The 20,232-nt window shown below is 68.2% G+C and carries 22 protein-coding genes; 9 read left to right on the top strand and 13 right to left on the bottom strand.

Annotated features, from left to right (window positions below):
• Window positions 1-22: 22 nt before the first annotated feature.
• Window positions 23-460, top strand: coding sequence for a universal stress protein (locus HWY37_RS22300; RefSeq protein ID WP_175207894.1), 438 nt, complete (start codon window positions 23-25; stop codon window positions 458-460).
• A 10-nt stretch (window positions 461-470) separates the two neighbouring features.
• Here HWY37_RS22300 and HWY37_RS22305 read toward each other — a convergent pair whose 3' ends face one another.
• The 4 genes from HWY37_RS22305 to HWY37_RS22320 form a co-directional block, all read right to left on the bottom strand.
• Window positions 471-1,478, bottom strand: a complete 1,008-nt coding sequence (locus HWY37_RS22305; RefSeq protein WP_176089875.1) for a 2Fe-2S iron-sulfur cluster-binding protein — start codon at window positions 1,476-1,478, stop codon at window positions 471-473.
• Between the two features lie 12 nt (window positions 1,479-1,490).
• Window positions 1,491-1,970, bottom strand: coding sequence for a GlcG/HbpS family heme-binding protein (locus HWY37_RS22310; protein WP_175207892.1), 480 nt, complete (start codon window positions 1,968-1,970; stop codon window positions 1,491-1,493).
• Between the two features lie 40 nt (window positions 1,971-2,010).
• Window positions 2,011-3,471 (bottom strand): aldehyde dehydrogenase family protein, encoded by a 1,461-nt coding sequence (locus HWY37_RS22315; protein ID WP_176089876.1) that lies wholly within the window; start codon window positions 3,469-3,471, stop codon window positions 2,011-2,013.
• A gap of 175 nt (window positions 3,472-3,646) precedes the next feature.
• Window positions 3,647-5,179, bottom strand: a complete 1,533-nt coding sequence (locus HWY37_RS22320) for a hypothetical protein (RefSeq protein ID WP_175207890.1) — start codon at window positions 5,177-5,179, stop codon at window positions 3,647-3,649.
• 228 nt (window positions 5,180-5,407) lie between these two features.
• On the opposite strand from HWY37_RS22320, the gene HWY37_RS22325 reads away from it, so the two are divergent.
• Window positions 5,408-6,151 carry a sulfite exporter TauE/SafE family protein gene (locus HWY37_RS22325; protein ID WP_175207889.1) on the top strand — a complete coding sequence of 248 codons (744 nt, stop codon included), beginning with the start codon at window positions 5,408-5,410 and terminating at the stop codon, window positions 6,149-6,151.
• Window positions 6,152-6,230: 79 nt separating this feature from the next.
• The gene (locus tag HWY37_RS22330; protein ID WP_175207888.1) at window positions 6,231-6,950 is read left to right on the top strand and encodes a GntR family transcriptional regulator; all 720 of its coding nucleotides are present in this window, start codon (window positions 6,231-6,233) and stop codon (window positions 6,948-6,950) included.
• Between the two features lie 139 nt (window positions 6,951-7,089).
• Here HWY37_RS22330 and HWY37_RS22335 read toward each other — a convergent pair whose 3' ends face one another.
• The 4 genes from HWY37_RS22335 to HWY37_RS22350 form a co-directional block, all read right to left on the bottom strand.
• On the bottom strand, window positions 7,090-7,440 hold the full coding sequence (locus HWY37_RS22335) for a 2Fe-2S iron-sulfur cluster-binding protein (protein WP_175207903.1): 351 nt from the start codon (window positions 7,438-7,440) through the stop codon (window positions 7,090-7,092).
• Window positions 7,437-7,766 (bottom strand): ferredoxin, encoded by a 330-nt coding sequence (locus HWY37_RS22340; RefSeq protein ID WP_175207887.1) that lies wholly within the window; start codon window positions 7,764-7,766, stop codon window positions 7,437-7,439. Before HWY37_RS22340 ends, HWY37_RS22335 begins: the two co-directional genes overlap by 4 nt.
• Before the next feature lie 4 nt (window positions 7,767-7,770).
• The gene (locus HWY37_RS22345; RefSeq protein ID WP_175207886.1) at window positions 7,771-8,070 is read right to left on the bottom strand and encodes a 2Fe-2S iron-sulfur cluster-binding protein; all 300 of its coding nucleotides are present in this window, start codon (window positions 8,068-8,070) and stop codon (window positions 7,771-7,773) included.
• Between the two features lie 72 nt (window positions 8,071-8,142).
• Window positions 8,143-8,874 (bottom strand): iron-containing redox enzyme family protein, encoded by a 732-nt coding sequence (locus HWY37_RS22350; RefSeq protein ID WP_175207885.1) that lies wholly within the window; start codon window positions 8,872-8,874, stop codon window positions 8,143-8,145.
• A 227-nt stretch (window positions 8,875-9,101) separates the two neighbouring features.
• On the opposite strand from HWY37_RS22350, the gene HWY37_RS22355 reads away from it, so the two are divergent.
• Window positions 9,102-9,317, top strand: coding sequence for a hypothetical protein (locus HWY37_RS22355; protein WP_175207884.1), 216 nt, complete (start codon window positions 9,102-9,104; stop codon window positions 9,315-9,317).
• 37 nt (window positions 9,318-9,354) lie between these two features.
• Here HWY37_RS22355 and HWY37_RS22360 read toward each other — a convergent pair whose 3' ends face one another.
• A complete protein-coding gene (locus HWY37_RS22360) occupies window positions 9,355-9,747 on the bottom strand; it encodes a DUF2809 domain-containing protein (RefSeq protein WP_176089877.1) in 393 nt (130 codons plus the stop codon).
• A gap of 125 nt (window positions 9,748-9,872) precedes the next feature.
• Between HWY37_RS22360 and sorA the strand changes: the two genes are divergently transcribed.
• The 3 genes from sorA (at window position 9,873) to HWY37_RS22375 (ending at window position 13,413) form a co-directional block, all read left to right on the top strand.
• On the top strand, window positions 9,873-11,108 hold the full coding sequence (gene sorA / locus HWY37_RS22365) for a SorA family sulfite dehydrogenase catalytic subunit (protein ID WP_175207882.1): 1,236 nt from the start codon (window positions 9,873-9,875) through the stop codon (window positions 11,106-11,108).
• A 10-nt stretch (window positions 11,109-11,118) separates the two neighbouring features.
• Window positions 11,119-11,463 (top strand): SorB family sulfite dehydrogenase c-type cytochrome subunit, encoded by a 345-nt coding sequence (sorB, locus tag HWY37_RS22370; protein ID WP_175207881.1) that lies wholly within the window; start codon window positions 11,119-11,121, stop codon window positions 11,461-11,463.
• A gap of 264 nt (window positions 11,464-11,727) precedes the next feature.
• Window positions 11,728-13,413: an MFS transporter gene (locus tag HWY37_RS22375; RefSeq protein ID WP_175207880.1), complete on the top strand. Its 1,686-nt coding sequence runs from the start codon at window positions 11,728-11,730 to the stop codon at window positions 13,411-13,413.
• 113 nt (window positions 13,414-13,526) lie between these two features.
• Here HWY37_RS22375 and HWY37_RS22380 read toward each other — a convergent pair whose 3' ends face one another.
• From HWY37_RS22380 to HWY37_RS22390, 3 genes are read right to left on the bottom strand one after another with little or no spacing between them, the layout of a single operon-like run.
• The gene (locus tag HWY37_RS22380) at window positions 13,527-14,264 is read right to left on the bottom strand and encodes a phosphoribosyltransferase (RefSeq protein ID WP_176089878.1); all 738 of its coding nucleotides are present in this window, start codon (window positions 14,262-14,264) and stop codon (window positions 13,527-13,529) included.
• A gap of 25 nt (window positions 14,265-14,289) precedes the next feature.
• Window positions 14,290-15,483, bottom strand: a complete 1,194-nt coding sequence (locus tag HWY37_RS22385; protein WP_176089879.1) for a M20 aminoacylase family protein — start codon at window positions 15,481-15,483, stop codon at window positions 14,290-14,292.
• Between the two features lie 27 nt (window positions 15,484-15,510).
• A complete protein-coding gene (locus HWY37_RS22390) occupies window positions 15,511-16,491 on the bottom strand; it encodes a Bug family tripartite tricarboxylate transporter substrate binding protein (protein ID WP_176089880.1) in 981 nt (326 codons plus the stop codon).
• Between the two features lie 131 nt (window positions 16,492-16,622).
• On the opposite strand from HWY37_RS22390, the gene HWY37_RS22395 reads away from it, so the two are divergent.
• Window positions 16,623-17,582 (top strand): LysR family transcriptional regulator, encoded by a 960-nt coding sequence (locus HWY37_RS22395; RefSeq protein WP_175207876.1) that lies wholly within the window; start codon window positions 16,623-16,625, stop codon window positions 17,580-17,582.
• 35 nt (window positions 17,583-17,617) lie between these two features.
• On the opposite strand, the gene HWY37_RS22400 is transcribed toward HWY37_RS22395, so the two are convergent.
• Window positions 17,618-18,613: a tripartite tricarboxylate transporter substrate-binding protein gene (locus tag HWY37_RS22400; protein WP_175207875.1), complete on the bottom strand. Its 996-nt coding sequence runs from the start codon at window positions 18,611-18,613 to the stop codon at window positions 17,618-17,620.
• Between the two features lie 191 nt (window positions 18,614-18,804).
• Here HWY37_RS22400 and HWY37_RS22405 point away from each other — a divergent pair, with 191 nt between their 5' ends.
• On the top strand, window positions 18,805-20,214 hold the full coding sequence (locus HWY37_RS22405; RefSeq protein WP_175207874.1) for an MFS transporter: 1,410 nt from the start codon (window positions 18,805-18,807) through the stop codon (window positions 20,212-20,214).
• The last annotated feature ends 18 nt before the right edge of the window (window positions 20,215-20,232 follow it).

Below are 20,232 nucleotides of genomic sequence, written 5' to 3' on the forward strand. Positions count from 1 at the left end.
CTTTTCCTAAAGGAGAGGCAACATGTACAAGCACTTGCTCGTTGCCGTGGACGGTTCCCTGCTGTCCGAATCGGCTTTCAAGCGCGCTCTTGTTTTCGCCAAGGAAATGGGAGCCACCCTCACGCTCATCCGCGCCATCCCGGAGGACCATCTGCTGGTCTACCAGGCCGAAATGCTGGGCACCACGCAGGCGCAGCACACCGACCAGGCGCGCAAGAATGCGCAAACCTATCTGGACAACCTGGAAATGGAAGCGCGCCATGCGCTGGTGCCGTGCAACATCGTGGTCACGGTCAACGACCACCCGCACGAAGCCATCGTCGAAGCGGCGCAGAGCCAGGGTTGCGACCTGATCGTCATGGGATCGCACGGCCGGCACGGCATGACGGGCTTCCTGCTGGGCAGCGAAACCCAGCGCGTGCTGGCGCGCACCCGCCTGCCGGTGCTGGTGTACCGCTAGCGCCGCCGCGTCAGGCGGCGGCCAGCGCGTGCTGGAAGGTGAAGCTGTCGGCGTACATGTGGTCCAGGCTGGCGCCGCGCGCGGCCAGCAGGCTCTTGGCCTCGCGGATCATGTCGGGCGCGCCGCACAGGTAGATGGCATGCTCGGACAGGTCTTCGTGGTCTTCCATGACGGCCTGCTGCACATGGCCGCGGCGGCCCTGCCAGTCCGCCCCCGCGCGCGACAGCACCGGCACGAAGTTGAATTCATACAGCCGCCCCGCCCAGCTTTCGATCACGTCGCGCAGATAGAGATCGGCTTCGGTGCGCATGCCCCAGTAGAGCGTGACCGGCGGGCAGTCCTCGTTGTCCAGCAGCGATTCCAGGATGGCCTTGATCGGCGCGATGCCGGTCCCCGTGGCCATCATGATGAGCGGCCGCCAGTCTTCCTCGTGATAGCTGAACACGCCCAGCGGCGCCTCGATCTCCAGCCCGGCCCCGGCTTGCGCCTGGCCCAGCCACTGGTCGGTATAGCGGCCGCCGGGAATGCGGCGCACATGGAAATCCACCAGATTGCCGACGGGCGCGGACGCCATGGAAAAGCTGCGCGTTTCGCCGTCGGGCAGCACCACGTTCATGTACTGGCCCGGCACGTAGTCCAGGCCCGCTTCGGGCAGCGCCAGCGTCAGGTGGATGACGTCGTCGCAGAAGCGCTCGATGCGGTGGATGGTGGCAGGCAGGCGGCGCGGCTCCGGAAAGGTTTGCCGGCTGCTCGCCACGCTGATGCAAAGATCGCCCAGCGGCCGCGCCTGGCATGCCAGGGCGTAGCCTTCGGCCGCTTCTTCGGGCGTTAGGGCCATGGGAAATTCTTCGTACTCCACCGCGCCGGATTCCAGCTTGATGCGGCAGGTGCCGCAGCCGCCGAAGGTGCACTCGTGCGGCAACCTGACCGCCGAGCGCTCGGCGGCCTGCAACACGGATTCGCCTTCTTCGACCTGGAACGATTCGTCGGTCTGCAGGATATGCACGCGGTATGCCATGGCCGGCCTCGCCTATTTCTTGATGTCCGCCTCGACCAGCACTTTCATGCCGCGCGGCTCCAGCAGCGCCGCCAGCGCGGCAAGCGCCGCCAGGCCGGCCTTGGTGTCCTGTTCGCCGTTGCCGCCGCTCAGGCCCACGCCGCCGATCACCTCGTTGTTGACGACGATGGGAAAGCCGCCGACGAACACGGCGAACTTGCCGTCAAAACTCCACTGGATGCCGAAGGCCTCGTTGCCGGGCAGCGCCGGGCCGTTGGGCGGGGTATTGAACAGATGCGTGGAGCGCTTGTGCCCGGCCGCCGTGAAGGCCTTGTTCCAGGCGATCTGCGGGCCGGTGATACGGGCGCCGTCCATGCGTTCCAGCGCGATGGGATAGCCGCCGTCGTCGACGATGCAAATCGTCTCCAGCACGCCGATCTCTTCCGATTTGGCGATGGCCGCGCGCACCATGGCGCGCGCTTCTTCAAGTTCCAGACGATAGACCTGCTTCATGGGAATGACCTCTCCTGATTGCCGTTAAAAGGGCCGCGCGTCAGCCGGCGCGGTAGACAGTCTTGATCTGCGTGTAGAACTCCAGCCCCACGCGCCCCGACTCGCGGAACGTGGACGTGCTGGACTGCTTCAGCCCGCCGAATGGCGCGTTGATCAGGTTGCCGGTGGTGGTCCGGTTGATCTTCACCGTGCCGGCCTGGATGTCGCGGGCAAAGCGGTGCGCGTAGCGCGCGTCAGACGTTGCGATGGCGGCCGACAGGCCATATTCGGTGTCATTGGCCTTCTCGATGGCATCCTCGTAACCGTCCACCTCGATCAGCGCGATCACGGGACCGAAGATCTCTTCGCGGGCGATGCGCATCTGCTGCGTAACGTCGGTGAACAGCGCCGGCGACACGTAATAGCCGCGCTCGAATCCCACGCCGGTCAGGCGGTCGCCGCCGTACAGATGGGTCGCTTCCTGCTTGCCCACGGCCACGTAGCCGAGCACGTTGTCCAGCTGCTTTGCCGTAGCCAGGGGGCCCAGGTCGAAGTTGCCGTCCAGGCCATTGCCTATGGTCAGCGCCTTGATGCGGGCCAGCAGCTTGTCGGTGTAGGCCTGGCGCACGCGCTTGTCGACCAGCACGCGGCTGGTGCCGGTGCAGGCCTGGCCGCTCAACGAGAACCCGCCCTTCACGGCCAGGTCCACCGCGCGGTCCAGATCCGCGTCCGCCAGCACGATCAGCGGGTTCTTGCCGCCCAGCTCCATCTGCGTGCGGGTGGTCAGTCCGGCATTGCGGTGTATCTGTTCGCCCGCCGCGGTGGAACCGGTGAAGGAAATCGCCCGCACCGCCCGCGCCGCCGTGATGGCCTCGCCGACGGCGCCGGCCGGACCAGTCAGGAAATTCAGCACCCCAGCCGGCAAGCCGGCCTGCACGAACGCCTCCGTCAGCCGGTAGCCCGACATGGGCGCATCGGACGAGGGCTTGAACACCACGGTGTTGCCGGTGATCAGGGCTGGCGCGATCTTGCGGGCGGGAATGGAGATGGGGAAGTTCCACGGCGAGATGACGGTCACCACGCCCAGCGGTTCGCGCTGGCTGTAGACCACCATATCCGGATCGTCATTGGGATAGGTCTCTCCGGTATAGGACTGCCCTTCCACGGCATAGAAGCGGATGGTCTGCGCCGAGCGCAGCACCTCGTCCTTGGCCAGGTTCAAGCTCTTGCCCTCTTCCCGCGTCAGTTCGCGGGCGATGTCGTTGGCATGGTCTTCCAGATATTGGGCGGCGCGGAACAGGATGGCGGCGCGCTTGGAGATCGGCGTATCGCGCCAGCCCGCGAACGCGGCCTCGGCCGCGGCCACCGCCTGGCGCGCATCCTCGGCGTCCGACACCTGGAACCGGCCGACGATGTCGGAGGTATCGGCGGGATTGATGTTGGGCGCCGTCTTGCCTGTGCCGCTGGCAACCCAGCTGCCGCCGATGTGGTTCAGGAATGTTTGCTGCGAGAGATCGTCCACGGGAGCTGTTCCTTGATCTTCGCCCGGCTGGCCGCGAGTGCCTGGGCGGGTTGGCTTATGAACATTGTATACTTTAATCAATATGGGGCGATACGTGTTAACCCCTGCTCCAACGCGGGCGCCTGCCGAAAAAAATGGGTCCCCGCAGGGACCCCAAGCAGCCCCGCGAAACGGCTCAGCGCCAGATCAGCACCGCGCATATGGTCGAAATGAACAAGGCCAGCAGCACCGGCACCAGCAGGGCGCGCACTAGCGACAGCACGTTCACCCGCGCAAAGCCCGCCACGGCGATCAGCGAGGACCAGGCGATCAGCGTGCCGCCGCCCGTCCAGACCGCGCCCATCTGGCCCACCGCGGCGAGGGTCGCCGGGTCCACGCCCACCACCGGACCCAGCGCGCCGGACAGCGTGCCGGTCAGGGGCAGGCCGGCGAAACCCGAGCCGTCGATGCCGGTGATCATGCCTACCAGCAGCACGCCGAAGGCCACCAGGAAATGGTTCTCGGGTATCAGGTGCTGGCCGGCGGAAATCACCTCGAACAGCAGGCCGGGCGCCTGGGCCTGCGGCACGCCCAGGATTTGCGCGGCGGTTTCATTGGCGCCCACGAAGAAGAAGCCGGCAATCGGCAGCACCGAGCCCATGGCCTTGAAGGCGAACACGAAGCCGTCGGTGACGTGCTCCGGACAGACGTCCAGCATCTTGCGCGGACCTTCGGCGGCCAGGGTGACCAGCATCATCACCACAAAGGCCACTCCGCCCACCAGCGCCGCGGCATCGCCGCCGCGCAGCGCGGGCAGGGACGGGAACAGGCGCGGCAGTACCATCACCGCGATCACCGCCAGGAAGGCCAGCGGCGTCACCACCGCGAAGGTCTTGGACCAGCGCACGCGGCGCCGCTCTTCGTCGCTCAGGCCCGGACCGGTGGGCAGGGCCGGATCCGCGCCCATGGTGCCGCGGGCCAGCTCGGCCTTGTCGAAGGAGCCGGATTGCTCGATGCTCGCCAGGCTGCCGTCCTGCGCGCGGGCCTGCCAGGCGGACAACAGCCCCGCATCGGCCGGCACGATGTGCTTGCGGATCAGCAGGTAGGCGGCCACCAGCGCCACCGCGCCGGTGATCAGCGACAGCACCAGCGCGCGGTCGGCCACCACGGCGGCGCTGACCGCCGCCCCCGCCGCCTTGGCGCTGATGCTGGGCGCCACCCCGATCACGTAGTCCGAGGACAGGGCCATGCCCTGGCCGGCGATGGCGATGGCCATGGCGCCCGCCAGCGGCGGCAGGCCGGCGGCGATGGCCGCGGGCAGCAGGATGGCGGACACCAGCGGCACCGCCGGCGTGGGCCAGAAGAACAGCGAGATCACGTAAGTACAGAGGGCGATGATGAGGAAGGACGAATGCCCGCCCCGCATCACGCGGCGAAACGGCTGCACCATGCGCACGTCCGCCTGCAAGGTCTTCAGCGCATTGAGCAGCGCTGTCATGAAGGTGATCACCAGGAAGATGTTGAACAGTTCCTTGGCCGCCACGAAGCTGGCGGAGAAGATGCCGATCAGGGCGCTGATCGGATTGCCCGTGATGGCAAGCACCACCAGAAAGGTGCCTATCACCGACGGCACCACCACATTGGCCCGCAGGATCATCGTCAGGATGATGGCGGCCACGCTGATCAGGTACATCCAGTGAGCAGCGTTGAGCACTACGTCCGCTTGCATGTGCTATTCCCCTTGTGTGCGTGGCTGTAGCTCGCCACGTTCGGTATACTATATTTCGTTTGTAGTCATACCAACCGAAATATGCAACGCCTAGGGAAAGCGATAATTCTGAATAATTGATGAATAACCCTGGTAAATCAGGGAATTACCCTAATTTTTGAAGCGCTTCGCGAAATTCGTAAAAATCCTGGATAGACTACCGTATACATAAATGAACAAAATCCAGGCATGAGCTCCTCCCTGCCGTACCCCGATCTCCTGCAATACGCCACCATGGCCGCAGTGGTGTTCGGCGCCGCGATCGCGCAGGGCGTGGGCGGCGTGGGTTTCGCCATGTTCGCCGCGCCCGTGGCGGCCATGTTCTTCCCGCAGCTGGCGCCCGGGCCGCTGCTGACGCTGGGCGGCTTCATCTCCTTGCTAACCGCGCTGCGCGAACGCGCCGCCATCGACTGGCCGTCCGTGTCCTATGCGCTGGCGGGGCGGGCGGTGGGCACGCTGATCGCCATCTACGCCATGACGCGCTTCGCGCCGCAGGCGCTGGGCGTGCTGTTCGCCTGCCTGATCCTGGCTGCCGTGGCCCTGAGCGCGGCGGGCCTGCACTTTTCCGCCACCCCGGGACGCGTGTCGGGCGCCGGCGTGGCCTCGGGCATCATGGGCACCATGACCTCGGTGGGCGCGCCGCCCATCGCCATCGTCATGCAGCACGCGGCGCCGCCGCGCCTGCGCGCCACGCTGGGCATGGTGCTGTTCCTGGGATCGATCTTCTCGCTGGCCATGCTGGCCTGGGCCAAGCGCTACACGGGTTATCACGCCGGGCTGGCCCTCAGCCTGGCGCCTTTCCTGCTGGCCGGTTTTGCGGTCTCCAACCGGCTGCGCCACAGGCTGCCGCCGCGCGCGGTGCGCGGCGTGCTGCTGGCGGTATGCGCCCTGGGCGCGCTGGGCGTGCTGGCCAAGGCTTTTTGGGGACAGTGATGAGTCCTACTTGCGAAGCCATGCGGCTACACCCGGTAATACAATGGAGACTGTATCCATTAAGCCAGACCTGCTCGCCATGACCACCTCACCCGTCAGCCCGCAAGCCGCAGAAACGCAGCATTCCGCCCCGCTGAAGATCGGCGAGCAGCATCCGCAACTGTTCGCCGTCATCCGCGACAAGCTGCGCGAACGCATCCTCAGCGGCGAATTCACGCCGGGCGACCGCCTGGTCGAGGGCCGCCTGTCCGAGGAAATGGGCGTATCGCGCATTCCGGTGCGCGAGGCGCTGCGCGCCCTGGCCGCGGAAGGCCTGGTCACCATCGAGCCGCGCCGCGGCGCGTCCGTGTCGGTGTTGTCCGACGCGGTCGCCTACGACATGGTGGAAGTGCGCGCCACCCTGGAAGGGTTGAACGCCAAGCTGGCCGCCCAGCGCCGCGACGACAAGACCGTGGAACGCCTGCAGGCCTTTCTGCGCGAAGGCACGGAAGCCGCCCGCAGCGAACAGCTGGACAAGTTCCTGGCGCTGAACTCCCAGTTCCACGAAATGCTGGCCACCATCGGCGGCAACGTGGTGCTGACCGACCTGATGCGTTCGCTGCGCGACCGCACGGCGCTGCTGTTCGCGCCCAGCAACATGCTGCGCGCCAAGCAGAACTGGGACGAGCACTCGCAGATCCTCAACGCCGTCATCGCCGGCAACGGCGACCTGGCCGCGCTCTTGGCCAGCCAGCACGTGCACAACGCCGCCAAGGCCTACACCGAAGCGCAGCAGCCGGCCCACGCATCGGTGGCCTGAGCTGGCCGCGCCTTGAGCTAGCCGCGCCTTGAGCTGGCCGCGCCATAAGCCGGCCGCGCCAAAAGCCGACCGCATCCAGCTGGCCACGCTTCACCAGCGGCGCCTGGATAGCGGCCCTGCAACCTGCGGACCGCAATCCTCAGCTTGCCGCTTCGACCGGATCCGACGCCGCGCCCACCACCACGCCCTTGCCGTTCTGGATCACCCAGGAAACCTTCACGTCGCCATTGACGAAGGTCTGGCAGGCCATGCGGTAACCGGCCTCGAAGTCCTCCGGACGCAGATGCTTGCGCTCCTTCGGCTTGATGGCGTCGGTGTTTTCCAGCCCTTCCTCGATGCGGCACTTGCAGGTGCCGCACAGGCCTCCTCCGCATTTGAAGGGGATGCCACCCTTTTCCTTGAGCGAGACGCGCAGCAGATTGCTGTTCTCTGGTGCGGTGGCGACCTTGCCGCCATTGGAAATGAATGTGATCTGGACCATGGTGTTCAGTGCTCCGCGGCGACGGCGCCCGGGCGCAACGTCAAGGTCGATTCCATGCTGCCAAAGCGCGTCAGGTGGGCCAGTTCCTTGCGGGCCGCTTCCACCGACGCGAATTTCTCCAGGAACTTGGACGGCACGCGGTTCACCACGTAGGGCGGCGTTTCCTCGGTGACGATCAGCTTGGTCTCGCCATGCAGGCGGGCGATGCGGTAGACCGCCAGCGCGCGGCCGTAGAACACGTAGTCGTAGGTTTCAAGAATATCCACCACGCCGTCGTCCGCTTCCGTGCGGAACACGCCGGGCTTGGTGGTCAGGATCACGTAGGCCGGTTCCATCGCGCTAGGCCTCCACGTCCTGGACCAGCTCGATATCGCTGGTGAGCCACAGCTGGCACGCCAGCCGGTAGCCCTGGTCGATGCGGTCGCCGAGCTGCTTTTTTTCCTTCCAGTTCACCGGCGGCAGATGTTCGGCCCCGGCCAGCACGCGGCAGGCGCACTTGGCGCACTTGCCCATGCCGCACTCGTAACGCAGATACGGATACGGAAACTGCTTGATGCCGGCCCGCACCACCAGGTTGGTGTTGTCCTTCACCACGTCGGTGTAGGTCTGGCCGCCCTTATGAAACACGATGGTAGGCATGGATTCTCTATTCCAGGATCTGCGTAGGCCGCGGCCGGCCGGCGCAACAGGCCGGACGGCCGCGCAGCAAGCTCAGGCGGCGAGGCCCAGCTCGGGCAGCGTGATTTCCTGCTGCACGTAGTCGGTGTAGAGGGCGGTGGTGTAGAGCAGCCGCATCTGGGCGCCGATCTCGCAGATCTTCAGGCAGCGCTGCTGCAGGTCCACCGTATTGGCGTGTTCCAGCACGATCTGATAGCCGCGTTCGCCGTGGATCTCGTCGGACACGATGTGCAGGTCGAAGAATTCCACCTCTTCATCGGTGAAGCCGTACTTTTCGCGCAGGGTCGGGGTCTGCTTGCGGTAGATGGAAGGCACTTGCGATTCCAGGCCCACCACTAGGCCGGCCACGGCCACGATCGGGTCCTCGCGCATGGCCACGGCGTAGCACCAGCTTTGCAGCGCGCGCGTGGTGGGCGACATGTTGTCAGGGTTGACCACCCGTTCGCGGGTGGTGCCGCAGGCTTCGGCAAAGCGGATCAGCAGGTCGGTATGGCGGTCTCCGCCGATTTCCTCCTCATACATATTGGCCAGCAGGAAATCCTTGGCTTCGGTGTAGGAATCGGGCGTGCGGGCGTACAGATAGCCCAGGTAGTCGGCGAACGGCCCCACGTAGTGGTAGTGGTTCTCGGCCCAGCGCTGCAGATGTTCGCGGCTGAGCTTGCCCTCGGCCCAGGCAATGGAAAAGGGCGAAGCGTTGGCGCTCTTGCCCTTGATCGCGTTTTCCAACGCGGTACGGAATTCATCTCGGTTCATCAGTTCAGCCATGACGCACTCCAGGTCCAGTAGGGAGGATTCCAGGCTGGTCTTAGCCCGGGCATGCTGAACATTGTATACCGTCTACTATTTTGAACTGCTAGGGCAATCCCGGAGTTTGACCTGAAAAACAGGGACAGCCTTTACGGATCAATGACTTGGCGCTTCATAGGGCGGGGTGGTCGAGATAGCGCATCGCTGGTACAATGAATACACTTTCAATGCAATACGGAAATACCATGAATACCCGCCACCCCCTGGGAGACGCCCCGATAGGCCAACAACTGCTGACGCATTACGCCCGCCGCGACGCCGTGCGCCACGCCACCCCGCTGTTCCCTTCGTCCTGGGCCGAGTGCTTCGCGCCGTTCCGCGACGCCAAGTTGCAGCCGCTGCGCGCGGCCAAGACCGCCGCGTCCGGACGCGGCGAAACGCCGGTCTGCCAGGCCGGCTGAGCCTGGCGCTAGCGGCCAGGCTTGAATCCGGCAGCGCCTAGGCGGCGCGCAACGCGGCGCGTCGCCTGTTCCAGGCAGCCAGCGCCAGCACCAGCCCGAAACCCAGCGTATAGGCCAGCATGTCCCACCAGTCGGGCACGCTGCCCAGGATGATGCGCAACACCGGCTGCTCCACGCGCCAGCCGAAATGCCGGGCCAGGAACTGGCCCAGCTCCACCGCATACCCCGTGAACAGCGCCGCGAGCGCCAGCGGCAGCACGCCCGCGCGGATGAAGCTGCGGTACACGAGGTACGCCCACCCCACCGCCACCACGTCGCCCACGAAGCCCCGCAACAGGGGATAGGGAGCACCCAGGGTGGCGATCAGCGCTTCCAGCGCGGTTACGGCCAGCAGCGCGGCAAAGGCGCGCTTGTTGAAAGTCAGGATCATTGCGGCGGAAAACACGGAAAGTGAAACGGGCAGCGCGGACGTTAACGCATTTGTCAGGCCGCGGCGCGTAGTCTCGTCTGAATGCGCCGGGGGCAGGGCGCCGACAAGAAAGAGGAGACACCAAGATGAGCACATTCGACCCGAATGGGCGCCGGCGCTTTCTGCGCCAGGCCTGTACGCTGGGCGCGACCGGCACGCTGGCCGGGCACGCGCTGACCAGCCTGGCGGCGCCGGCCACCGTCACGCTGCCGTTCGCCAATGGCGAGCGCGACCTGATCGCCTATCCGCAAAAGCGTCCGCTGATCCGCCAGACCTCGCGCCCGCCGCAGCTGGAAACGCCCTTCGCGGTCTTCAATGAAAACCTCATCACGCCCAACGACGCCTTCTTCGTGCGCTACCACCTGGGCAACATTCCCACCTCCATCGACCTGAACACCTACCGCATCAAGGTCAGCGGTCTGGTGGACAAGCCGCTGGAGCTGTCGCTGGCCGACCTGAAGCAGCAGTTCGGCAAGCCGGTGGAACTGGTGGCCGTCACCCAATGCTCGGGCAACAGCCGCGGCTTCTTCACGCCGCGCGTGGGCGGCGGGCAGCTGGGCAACGGCGCCATGGGCAACGCCCGCTGGCTGGGCATTCCGCTCAAGCGCGTGCTGGAAAAGGCCGGCATCCGCGCCAACGCGCGCCAGGTCACTTTCGAAGGTCTGGACCGCCCGGTGCTGCCCGGCACGCCGGAATTCGTCAAGGCGCTGGACGCCGCCCACGCGCTGGACGGCGAAGTCATGCTGGCCTACGCCATGAACGGCGCCGACCTGCCCATGCTCAATGGTTATCCGGTGCGCCTGGTGGTGCCCGGCTACTACGGCACCTATTGGGTCAAGCACCTGGCCGACATCAAGGTGCTGGACCAGGAGTTCGACGGCTTCTGGATGCAGAAGGCCTATCGCATCCCCGACAACGATTGCGCCTGTACGCCGCCGGGCAAGGCGCCCGAAAAGACCCGCCCCATCGGCCGCTACAACGTGCGCAGCTTCATCACCAGCCTCGCCGAAGGCGCGCGCGTCGCACGCGGCAAGCCGGTGCAGGTGCGCGGCATCGCCTTCGACGGCGGCAAGGGCATACGCGAGGTGCAGTTCTCGTCCGACGGCGGCAAGACCTGGCAGGCCGCCAAACTGGGCAAGGATATGGGCCGCTATTCCTTCCGCGAGTGGCACGCCGACTTCACGCCCAAGGCCCCCGGCGACTACACGCTGAAGGTCCGCGCCACCAACACGGCCGGCGACACCCAGCCGCTGGAAGCGCTGTGGAATCCGGCCGGCTACATGCGCAATGTGGTCGAAGCCGTCCGCGTCACCGCCGCCTGAGGAGAGCGCCATGAACCGCCATATCCGCCGCTGCCTGCCGGCGCTCGTCCTGGCCGCCGCCTGCGCCGCCCCCGCCGCCCAGGCCCTGGAAATCAAGCTGCCCCAGGAAACCGCCACCCTGCATCCCGGCACGGGCGCCGGCGCCCAGCACGCCGCCCTGTGCCTGATGTGCCATTCGGTGGACTACGTGTCGTCGCAGCCGCCCATGCCGCTGGGCTTTTGGGACGCCGAGGTCAAGAAGATGGTGGGCACCTACGGCGCCCCCATCCCCGCCGACCAGGTTCCGCTGATCGTGGAATACCTGAACCAGGCCTACCCGCCGGCCGCGGCGCCGGCTCCCGCCGCCAAGCAATAGGCGGCGGCCGGGCAGGACTCCCCGGGGCGCCTCGTCCAGGCGCCCCGTCCAGCCCCGCGTCCATGCTCTCCGTCCAGGCCCGCCTCAAGACAGCCGCGGGACGCTTGCCCCTTAGCCATTGGAAGCCGCCGGCCGCTCCGCAAGACCGCCGCGACGCGCCGCCCCGATCTCTCCGCTCGCCCATCGGGCGCCGGCTTAGGCGTACCATTAGCCGACCCGTCCAAGCCCGATAGGAGCGCCCACCCGGCGCGCCGGAAGAATCCCATGCTGCAACCCGTTTCGGCCAACACCGACCTGCCCGCCGACGCGCCGGCCGCGCCCGTGCTGCAGGTGAGCACGCTGTCTCCCTTCGCTTTCCCCGCGTTCCGCATCATCTGGATCGCCAACCTGTTCGCCAACCTGGGCACCTGGGCGCAATCCGTCGCCGCGGCCTGGATCATCACCACCGAACAGAGCAGCCCCCTGATGGTCGCCATGATTCAGGTGGCCGCCGCCTTCCCGTTGGTGGCACTGTCCATCCTTACCGGCGTGCTGGCCGACAACTACGACCGCCGCAAGGTCATGCTGACGGGCATGCTGCTGGAGCTGACCGGCGGCGTCTTCATCACCATCCTCGCATTTGCCGGGCTGCTGCACCCCATCACGCTGATCGCCTCCGTCTTCTGCATCGCCATCGGCAGCGCCATCGTCACGCCGGCCTGGCAGGCCGCGGTGGGCGAACAGGTGCCGCGCGCCCACGTCGGCAGCGCGGTGCTGCTGAACAGCGTCAACTTCAATGTGGCGCGCGCGGTCGGGCCGGCCATCGGCGGCCTGCTGCTGGGCGCCATGGGCGCGCCCTGGGTGTTCCTGCTGAACTGCTTCTGCTACGGCGGACTGATCTGGGCCATCTGGCGCTGGAAGCGCGACCTGCCCCTGCGCCGCCTGCCGCCCGAAGGCATCCTGGAGGGCGTGGTGGCCGCGCTGCGCTATACCCAGCACTCCACCGTCACCCGCCTGGTGATGCTGCGCTCCTTCGCCTTCGGCCTGTCGGCCAGCGCGCTGTGGGCGCTGCTGCCCCTGCTGGCGCACGAACACGAGGGCGGCAGCGCCCTGCTGTACGGCTACATGCTGGGCGCGCTGGGCCTGGGCGCCATCCTGGGCAGCGCCTTCGTGCGCCGCGTGCAGGCCGCCTGGGGCGCCAGCGGTCTGGTCAGCGTGGCGGCCGCGATGCTGGCCGTCTGCCTGCTGGCGCTGGGACTGACCGGCACGCTGTGGGTGGCCTTTCCGGCGCTGCTGATTTCAGGCAGCTGCTGGATCGGCGTGCTGGCCACCTACAACACCACGGTCCAGATGCTGGTGCCGGACTGGGTCAAGGCGCGCGCGCTGGCGCTGTACCAGACCGCAATCTTCGGCGGCCTGGCGGCAGGCTCCTTCATGTGGGGGCATTTCGCCGACACCATGGGCGTGTCGGGTGCGCTTGCTTCCGCCGGCATCATGCTGGGCATCACCGTCGCGCTGCTGTACCGCTCGCGCCTGCCCGAACACGTGGACGCGACTTCGCTGGCGCGCGCCGACAGCGCCGAACCAGCCCTGGCCGCGGCGGGATTCAATACCCAGCACGGCGCCGTGCTGGTGGCGGTAGAGTACCTGATCGAAAAGGAGAAGCTGTCGGCGCTGATCAGCGCGGCGCATCCGCTGCGCCTGCTGCGGCTGCGCAATGGCGCGCAGCAGTGGCAGCTATTCCGCGACCTGGAGCGCGAGGGCGTCTGGCGCGAAGTGTTCCTGGTGGAAAGCTGGATGCAGTACCTGCGCATGATCGACCGCATGACGCTGGCCGACAAGATGGTGCTGGACAAGGTGCACGCGCTGCACGCCGGCGACAAGCCGCCGGTGGTGTCACGCAACGTCAGCTACCTGGCCATGAACGAAGCGCAGGGCTTCTCGCTGCGCCGCGATCCTGAATCGCTGTAGCCGCACTGGAGCAACCCGGAAAGCGGTCCTGCTGCGACCGCCCCGGACATCGCGTTGTAGCGGCCGCCCGGAATTGTCACGAAGCAGCCGCCCGAAGACCGGACGGCGCCGCGTCAGACCGCCGCTTCCGGCACCCAGCCCGCGGGCGTGCGGCGCATGCGCGGCGACTCGAACGCGCAGGCCACCGGTATCGGCGCGCCGCTCCCGTCCACCAGCCGCTCGCGCCAGCGCTGGCCCTGGCACATGGCCACGACGATGCCCGCGACCTGCGCGCCGCAGCGCGCCAGCAGTTCCAGCGCCGACAGCATCGTCTGCCCCGTGCTGACGGCATCGTCCACGACCAGCACGCGGCGCCCCGCCAGGCTGCCCGCCAGATTGGGGTCCACGTACAGCAGCTTGCCGGCGTCGGGCGTGGTCAGCGATTTCACCGGCACCGCCAGGCGCTCGTCGTACCAATACTTGCGCGAATAGCCGAAAGGCACGTAGCGCGTGAAGCCCAGCCCGCGCGCCACCAGGGGCGCGAAAGCCAGTCCCAGCGTGGGCAGGCCCACGACCACTTCCGCGCTGAAGGCGCGCGCCCGCTCGGCCATGAAGCCGGACAGTGTGTCGACCACCTCCAGGCTGGCATGGTTGGCGATCAGCGACGCCACGCAACGTTCAGGGTCGCCCGGCACGCCGCGCAGCGGCAACACCAGGTAGCGGCCGTCGGGCAGCCGCGCGGGATAGCCGCGGGAATAGGGCGGATCGACGGGCACGGTCAGCGCGTCGGCGCCGACGATCTCCTGCCAGTAGCCGGTGGTGGCGTCGAAGGCCGGCGCGCCGGCGGCGATCGGGTCTTGGGTAGCAGTCATGCGTCGCGGAAAGTGCGGTTGCGAATCAGCGCGCGCCGCCGGCCAGATAGGCTTCGGCCAGCGTCACCCAGTAGCTGGCCGTGACCGGCAGGATGTCGTCGTTGAAATCGTAGTCGGGGTTGTGCACCATGCAGCCGCCTTCGCCCTCGCCGTTGCCGACGATGAAGTAGCTGCCCGGCACTTCCTCCAGCATGAAGGCGAAGTCGTCGCTGGCCTGCAGCGGCTCCAGGTCGGGAATCAGCAGGTCCTCGCCCAGCCAGCCGCGCGCCACGTCCGCGGCGAACTGCGTGGCGTCGCGGTCGTTGATGACGGGCGGATAGCGCCAGCGGTAATCCACCTGCACGGTGGCGCGATGCACCGCCGCCTGCGCGGTGGCGATCGCCGTGATGCGTTCGCGCAGCAGCGCGCGCGTCTCGGGGCGGCGCGCCCGCACCGTCAGGCGCAGCTCCACCGTTTTCGGAATGACGTTGGGCGCGTCGCCGCCATGGATGGCGCCTATGGTCACCACCGCCATGTCGTTGGGATCGATCTCGCGCGACACGATGGTCTGCAAGGCCAGCACGATGCTGGCGGCGGCCACGATGGGGTCCACCGCCACGTGCGGCATGGCGCCGTGGCCGCCGATGCCGCTGACGGTCAGGATCACCGTGTCGGACGAGCTGTACATCACGCCGGGGCGGAAGCCGAAATGCCCGGCCGGATAGCCCGGCTCGTTGTGGAAGCTGTAGACCGCGTCGCAGGGAAAGCGCTGGAACAAACCGTCGGCGATCATCTTCTGCGCGCCGCCGTGGCCTTCCTCGGCGGGCTGGAAGATCAGGTGCACGGCGCCGTCGAAGCGGCCGCGCTCGGCCAGCGCACGGGCCGCGGCCAACAGCGTGGCGGTATGCCCGTCGTGGCCGCAGGCGTGCATCTTGCCGGGGTTCTGGCTGGCATAGGGCAGGCCGGTGGTCTCGTGGATGGGCAGGGCGTCCATGTCGGCGCGCAGGCCCAGGCGGCGCGTGCCGTTGCCCCGGCGCAAGGTGCCGACCACGCCGGTCACGCCCAGGCCGCGGTGCACTTCATAACCCCAGGCCGCCAGCTTCCCGGCCACCAGGTCGCCCGTCGCGACCTCCTGGTAGGCCAGTTCGGGATTGGCATGGATGCGGTGGCGCAGCGCCACCATCTCGTCCTGGATGGCCTGGATCTCGGGCAGCACGGGGCCGCGGGCGGTAGTGTTCATGGCATTGGCGTCCGGTGGCGGGCAGGCCTATTCCTGCTGGATGTTGGCGCTCTTCACGATGTGCGCGTACAGGTCCTTTTCCTTCTTCAGGAAGGCGGCGAAGTCCTGCGGCGTGCCCTGGCCGGGCATGGCGCCGCCTTCGGCCAGGCGCTTCTGCACGTCGTGCAGCTGCAGCACCGCGTTCAGTTCCTGGTTCAGCCGCTGCACGATGGCGGGATCGGTGCCGGCCGGCGCGAACACGCCGGTCCAGGTGTTCAGTTCGAAGCCCTTGAGCGCCGGCGTCTCGCCGAAGGCCTGCACGTCCGGCAGCGTGGCGACGCGCGCGGCCGAGGTCACGCCCAGCGCCTGCAGCTTCTTCTGCTGCACCAACGGCGTGGCGCTGGTGGTCACCAGTAGGCCCAGGTCCACCTGGCCGCCCATGACGTCGTTGGTGATCTGCGCGCCGCCGCGGTAGGGCACGTGCACCAGCTTGACCTTGGCCTGGTCCTGCATCACTTCCATCGCCAGGTGCAGCACCGTGCCCACGCCGGACGAGGCATAGGTCAGCGTATCGGGCTTCTCGCGCGCCAGCGCGATCAGCTCGTCCATGTTCTTCACCGGCAGGCCGGGACGGGCCAGCAGCACGACGGGCGCCGTGGTCACCAGGGCCACCGGCATCAGGTCGGTCTCGGCGTCGTACTTGACCGCGGAATTGATCAGCTTGGCCACGCTGATCGGGCCGTCGAAACCCATCACCAGCGTGTAGCCGTCCGGCTTGGCATGCGCGGCCTTCGCCACGCCCAGCACGCCGCCCGCGCCGGCCAGGTTGTCCACGATGACGGACTGCTTGAGGCGGTCGGCCAGCTTCTGCGCCACCAGGCGCGCCGTGGTGTCGACGTTGCCGCCCGGGCTGAACGGCACGATCAGGGTCAGGGGCCGGGCCTCGGGCCAGGTGTCGGCGCTGGCCGCCGGGGCAAGGCACAGCGCGGCCGCCAGCGCGGACACGGACAGGAGCAGTCGTTTGAACATGGAGCGGAACGGTCGGAACGGACAGGCGCGCGCGGGGAAATGGCGGCGCGGAGGAGGGCGACGGCGCCATCCTAACCAGATCCTGGTAATAACTGAAATGCTATATTTTTATAGATTCATCAGGTAAATCTATGACCAAGCGCCCCGCCCCCGCCAGCCACGCCGCGCCCCTACGCCAGCCCACGCTGCGCCAGTTGCGCGGCTTCAAGGAAGTGGCGCGCCACGCCAGCTTCAGCCGCGCCGCCGAGGCCCTGGCGCTGAGCCAGCCGGCCCTGTCCGCCGCCATCCGCGAACTGGAAACCCTGATGGGCGTGGCGCTGTTCGAACGCAGCACCCACCATGTGCGCCTGACGCCCGCCGGGCAGGCCGCGCGCGCGCAGATCGAATGGCTGCTCAACAGCTATACCCAGGGCGCCGAGGACCTGCAGCGCCTGCTGGACACGCAGGCCGCCACGGTGCGCATAGGCTGCATTCCGTCCACCATGCACCTGCTGGCGCCGGTGGTGGCGCAATGGCGCCTGCGCCATCCCGAAATCACGCTGATCCTCAGCGACCATCTCAACGACGAACTGATGGCGGCGCTGGGCAACGGCGAACTGGACATCGGCCTGGGCCTGGATTTCGGCCTCACGCCCGGCCTGGCCGCAGCCTTCGTGGCCGAGGACGACCTGGTGGCGGTGCTGGCCGCCGACCACCGGCTGGCGCGCCGCCAGGCGGTGACCTGGCAGGACCTGAAGGCCGAGCCGCTGGCCGTCCTGTCGCGCGGCAGCACCTACGAGATGATCGTCGCCACCTTGCGCCAGCTGGGCGCGGACCTGGCCGCCACCGACACGCTGAACTACACCGACACGCTGTACAGCCTGGTGCGCGCCGGCCTGCGGGTGGGATTGATCTCGCGCCTGTATACGCAGGGACAGCGGCAGGACGGCCTGTCCATCCTGCCGCTGCAACGCCCGCAGCTCACGCGCCGCATCTGCCTGATGACGCGCGCCCCCGAACAGCAGGCCCGCGCGGCTGTCAGGCTGTGCCACGCGGAACTTGCCGAACAGCTGCGCGGGCGCGCCGCGCTCCTGGCGTCCGCGCAGGCCTAGGGTCTGCTCACACTCAATCGAGCCTTGCACAGGCCCTAGGCGCTGCTGGCGTCCGCCTGACGGCCCGGCCGCGCACGCCAGGCCTCGGCGCGCTCCGCCCAGGCCCGATGGATGGCGCACATATTGCGCGCCAGCGTGGCCGAGTCTCCGTAGTTCAGCCGCGAACCCTGCCGGCTCAGTTGCTGGCGTACGCTCTCCGATTCCAGCGCCCGCGCCACTTGCCGCTGCAACTGCTCGATACGGGCGGGCGCCACGCCGCGCGGTGCAAACAGGCCGGCCACGCCGCCCCGCTCCAGCCCGGCGATGCCTTGCTCCGCAAAGGTGGGGACATCCGCCACGGCCGGATGCCGGTCCGGGCCCGAGATCGCCAGGATGCGCAACCGTCCGGCGCGCACGGGCTCCAGCAATTCAGCCAGGGAGGTCATGCCCAGCGCCAGATAGCCGCCCTGCAGATCGGTCACCAGCGGCGCGCCGCCGCGGTAAGGGATCGCCGTCGCCACCACGCCCAGATGCGCCCCCAGCAGGTCCAGAGCCAGCTCGGGAATACTGCCGGGCGCCGGCACGCCCACGAACAGCGCGTCCGGGTGCGCGCGCAGGTCCTCCAGGCTTTGCAGCGGCGAATCCGCCTTCACCGCCAGGCCCATGGCGGCCTTGTCCGTGACCTGCGCCACCGCGGCGAAATCGTCCGGCGAGGCATAGCCGGCCTGCTCCACGATATGCGGCACGATGGCCAACGCATGGTCGTTGGTGAACAGCAGCGTGTGGCCGTCGGGCCGCGCGGCCAGCAGCGCCTGCGCCGCCAGCAACCCTCCCTGGCCGGGCCGGTTCTCGACCAGCACCACCTCGCCCAGGCCGGCCTCCAACTGCCGCGCCAGCAGACGGGCGATCACGTCCACGCCGCCGCCCGGCGGAAAGCCCACCAGGATGCGCGTCAAGGGCACGGCCTGAAGACGCCCTGCCGCCGCCCCCAGGACGCCCAGCGCGAGCGTCGACACGAGCCTGCGGCGCGGCAGGGATACGGCAATTTGCATGGTTGGCTGCTCCTCCGGAACGCGGATCGGCGCCGCGTCGAGCCGGCAGGATAAGGAGAAACGCCCTGCAAGCAAAATGGGGCCCGCCAGAGCGCCGCCGGCCCGTCGCGGACCGGAACGCTTAACACGTTCTAGAATCAGTGATCACGGCGTCCGGCCTTCTGCCCGGATGCCTCGCCTCGGTCCCGCACATGCTCTCGTTCTCCCGCCACACCGTTTACCCGGCCGGCGTCGGCCTGCCCGCTGCCGAACGCCCAGGCGCGCTCCTGGCCGTCATGCTGGCGCTGTGCATGGCCAGCCTGGACACCGCCATCGCCAACACGGCGCTGCCGACCATCGCGCGCGACCTGCAGGCCAGCGACGCGGGCTCCATCTGGATCGTCAGCGGCTATCAGCTGGCCATGGTGGCCGGCCTGCTGCCAGCCGCCGCCCTGGGCGAGATCCTGGGCCACCGGCGCGTCTACATCGTGGGGCTGGCCATCTTCATCCTGTCCTCGCTGGCCAGCGGCCTGGCGCCGTCGCTGCCCACGCTGGTGACCGCGCGCGTGCTGCAAGGCCTGGGCGCGGCGGGCGTCATGAGCGTCAACGGCGCGCTGCTGCGCTTCATCTACCCCTCGCGCCTGCTGGGCCGCGGCCTGGGCCTGAACGCCATGGTGGTGGGGATCTCCTTCGCGGCGGGGCCCACCGTGGCCTCGGCCATCCTGCTGCTGGGATCCTGGCACTGGCTGTTCCTGATCAACGTGCCCATCGGCCTGCTGGCCTTCGCGCTGGGCCTGCGCAAGCTGCCCGAGACCGTGCGCGCGCCGCACCGCTTCGACGGCCTGGCCGCCGCGCTGTGCGCCCTGACGCTGGGCCTGTTCGTGCTGGGCTCCAACGAACTGGCGCACGCGGCGCCCTGGCCGCGCGTGGCGCTGGAATGGGGCATTGCCGCGGCCAGCCTGTGGCTGCTGATGCGCCGCCAGGCCGGGCACCCCGCGCCCATCCTGGCCGTGGACCTGCTGAGCCGGCCGCTGTTCGCCCTGTCCGCCGCCACCGCAGTGTGCGCCTTCGCGGCGCAGGCGCTGGCCTTCGTGTCCCTGCCGTTCCTGCTCCAGGCCACGCTGGGCTACAGCCAGGTGCAGACCGGCTTTCTCATCACGCCGTGGCCGGTGGTGGTGGCGATCATGGCGCCCATCGCGGGCCGGCTGTCCGACCGCTACGCGGCCGGCGCCCTGGGCGGCGTCGGCCTGGCGCTGCTGGCGTTGGGCATGGCGGCGCTGGCGCTGATGCCCGCATCGCCTTCCGTCTGGGACATAGGCTGGCGCATGGCCATCTGCGGCGCGGGCTTCGGCTTCTTCCAGTCGCCCAACCTGCGCGCCATCATGATGTCGGCGCCGGCCTCGCGGGCCGGCGGCGCCAGCGGCATGATCGGTACGGTGCGCCTGCTGGGCCAGGCCTCGGGCGCGGCCCTGGTGGCCGCCTGCTTCAACGTGTCCAGCACGCACGGCGCCATCGCGGCGTTGTGGCTGGGCTGCGTGTGCGCCGCGCTGGCCTGCATCGCCAGTTTTTCGCGGCTGCGCTTCGACGCGTCGGAACCGGTGCAGGCGCCGACGCCGCGCTAGCGCCCCGTTGCGTCGGGC

Origin of the sequence: Achromobacter anxifer (genome assembly GCF_903652925.1) — a bacterium.
GTDB lineage: Bacteria > Pseudomonadota > Gammaproteobacteria > Burkholderiales > Burkholderiaceae_B > Achromobacter > Achromobacter anxifer.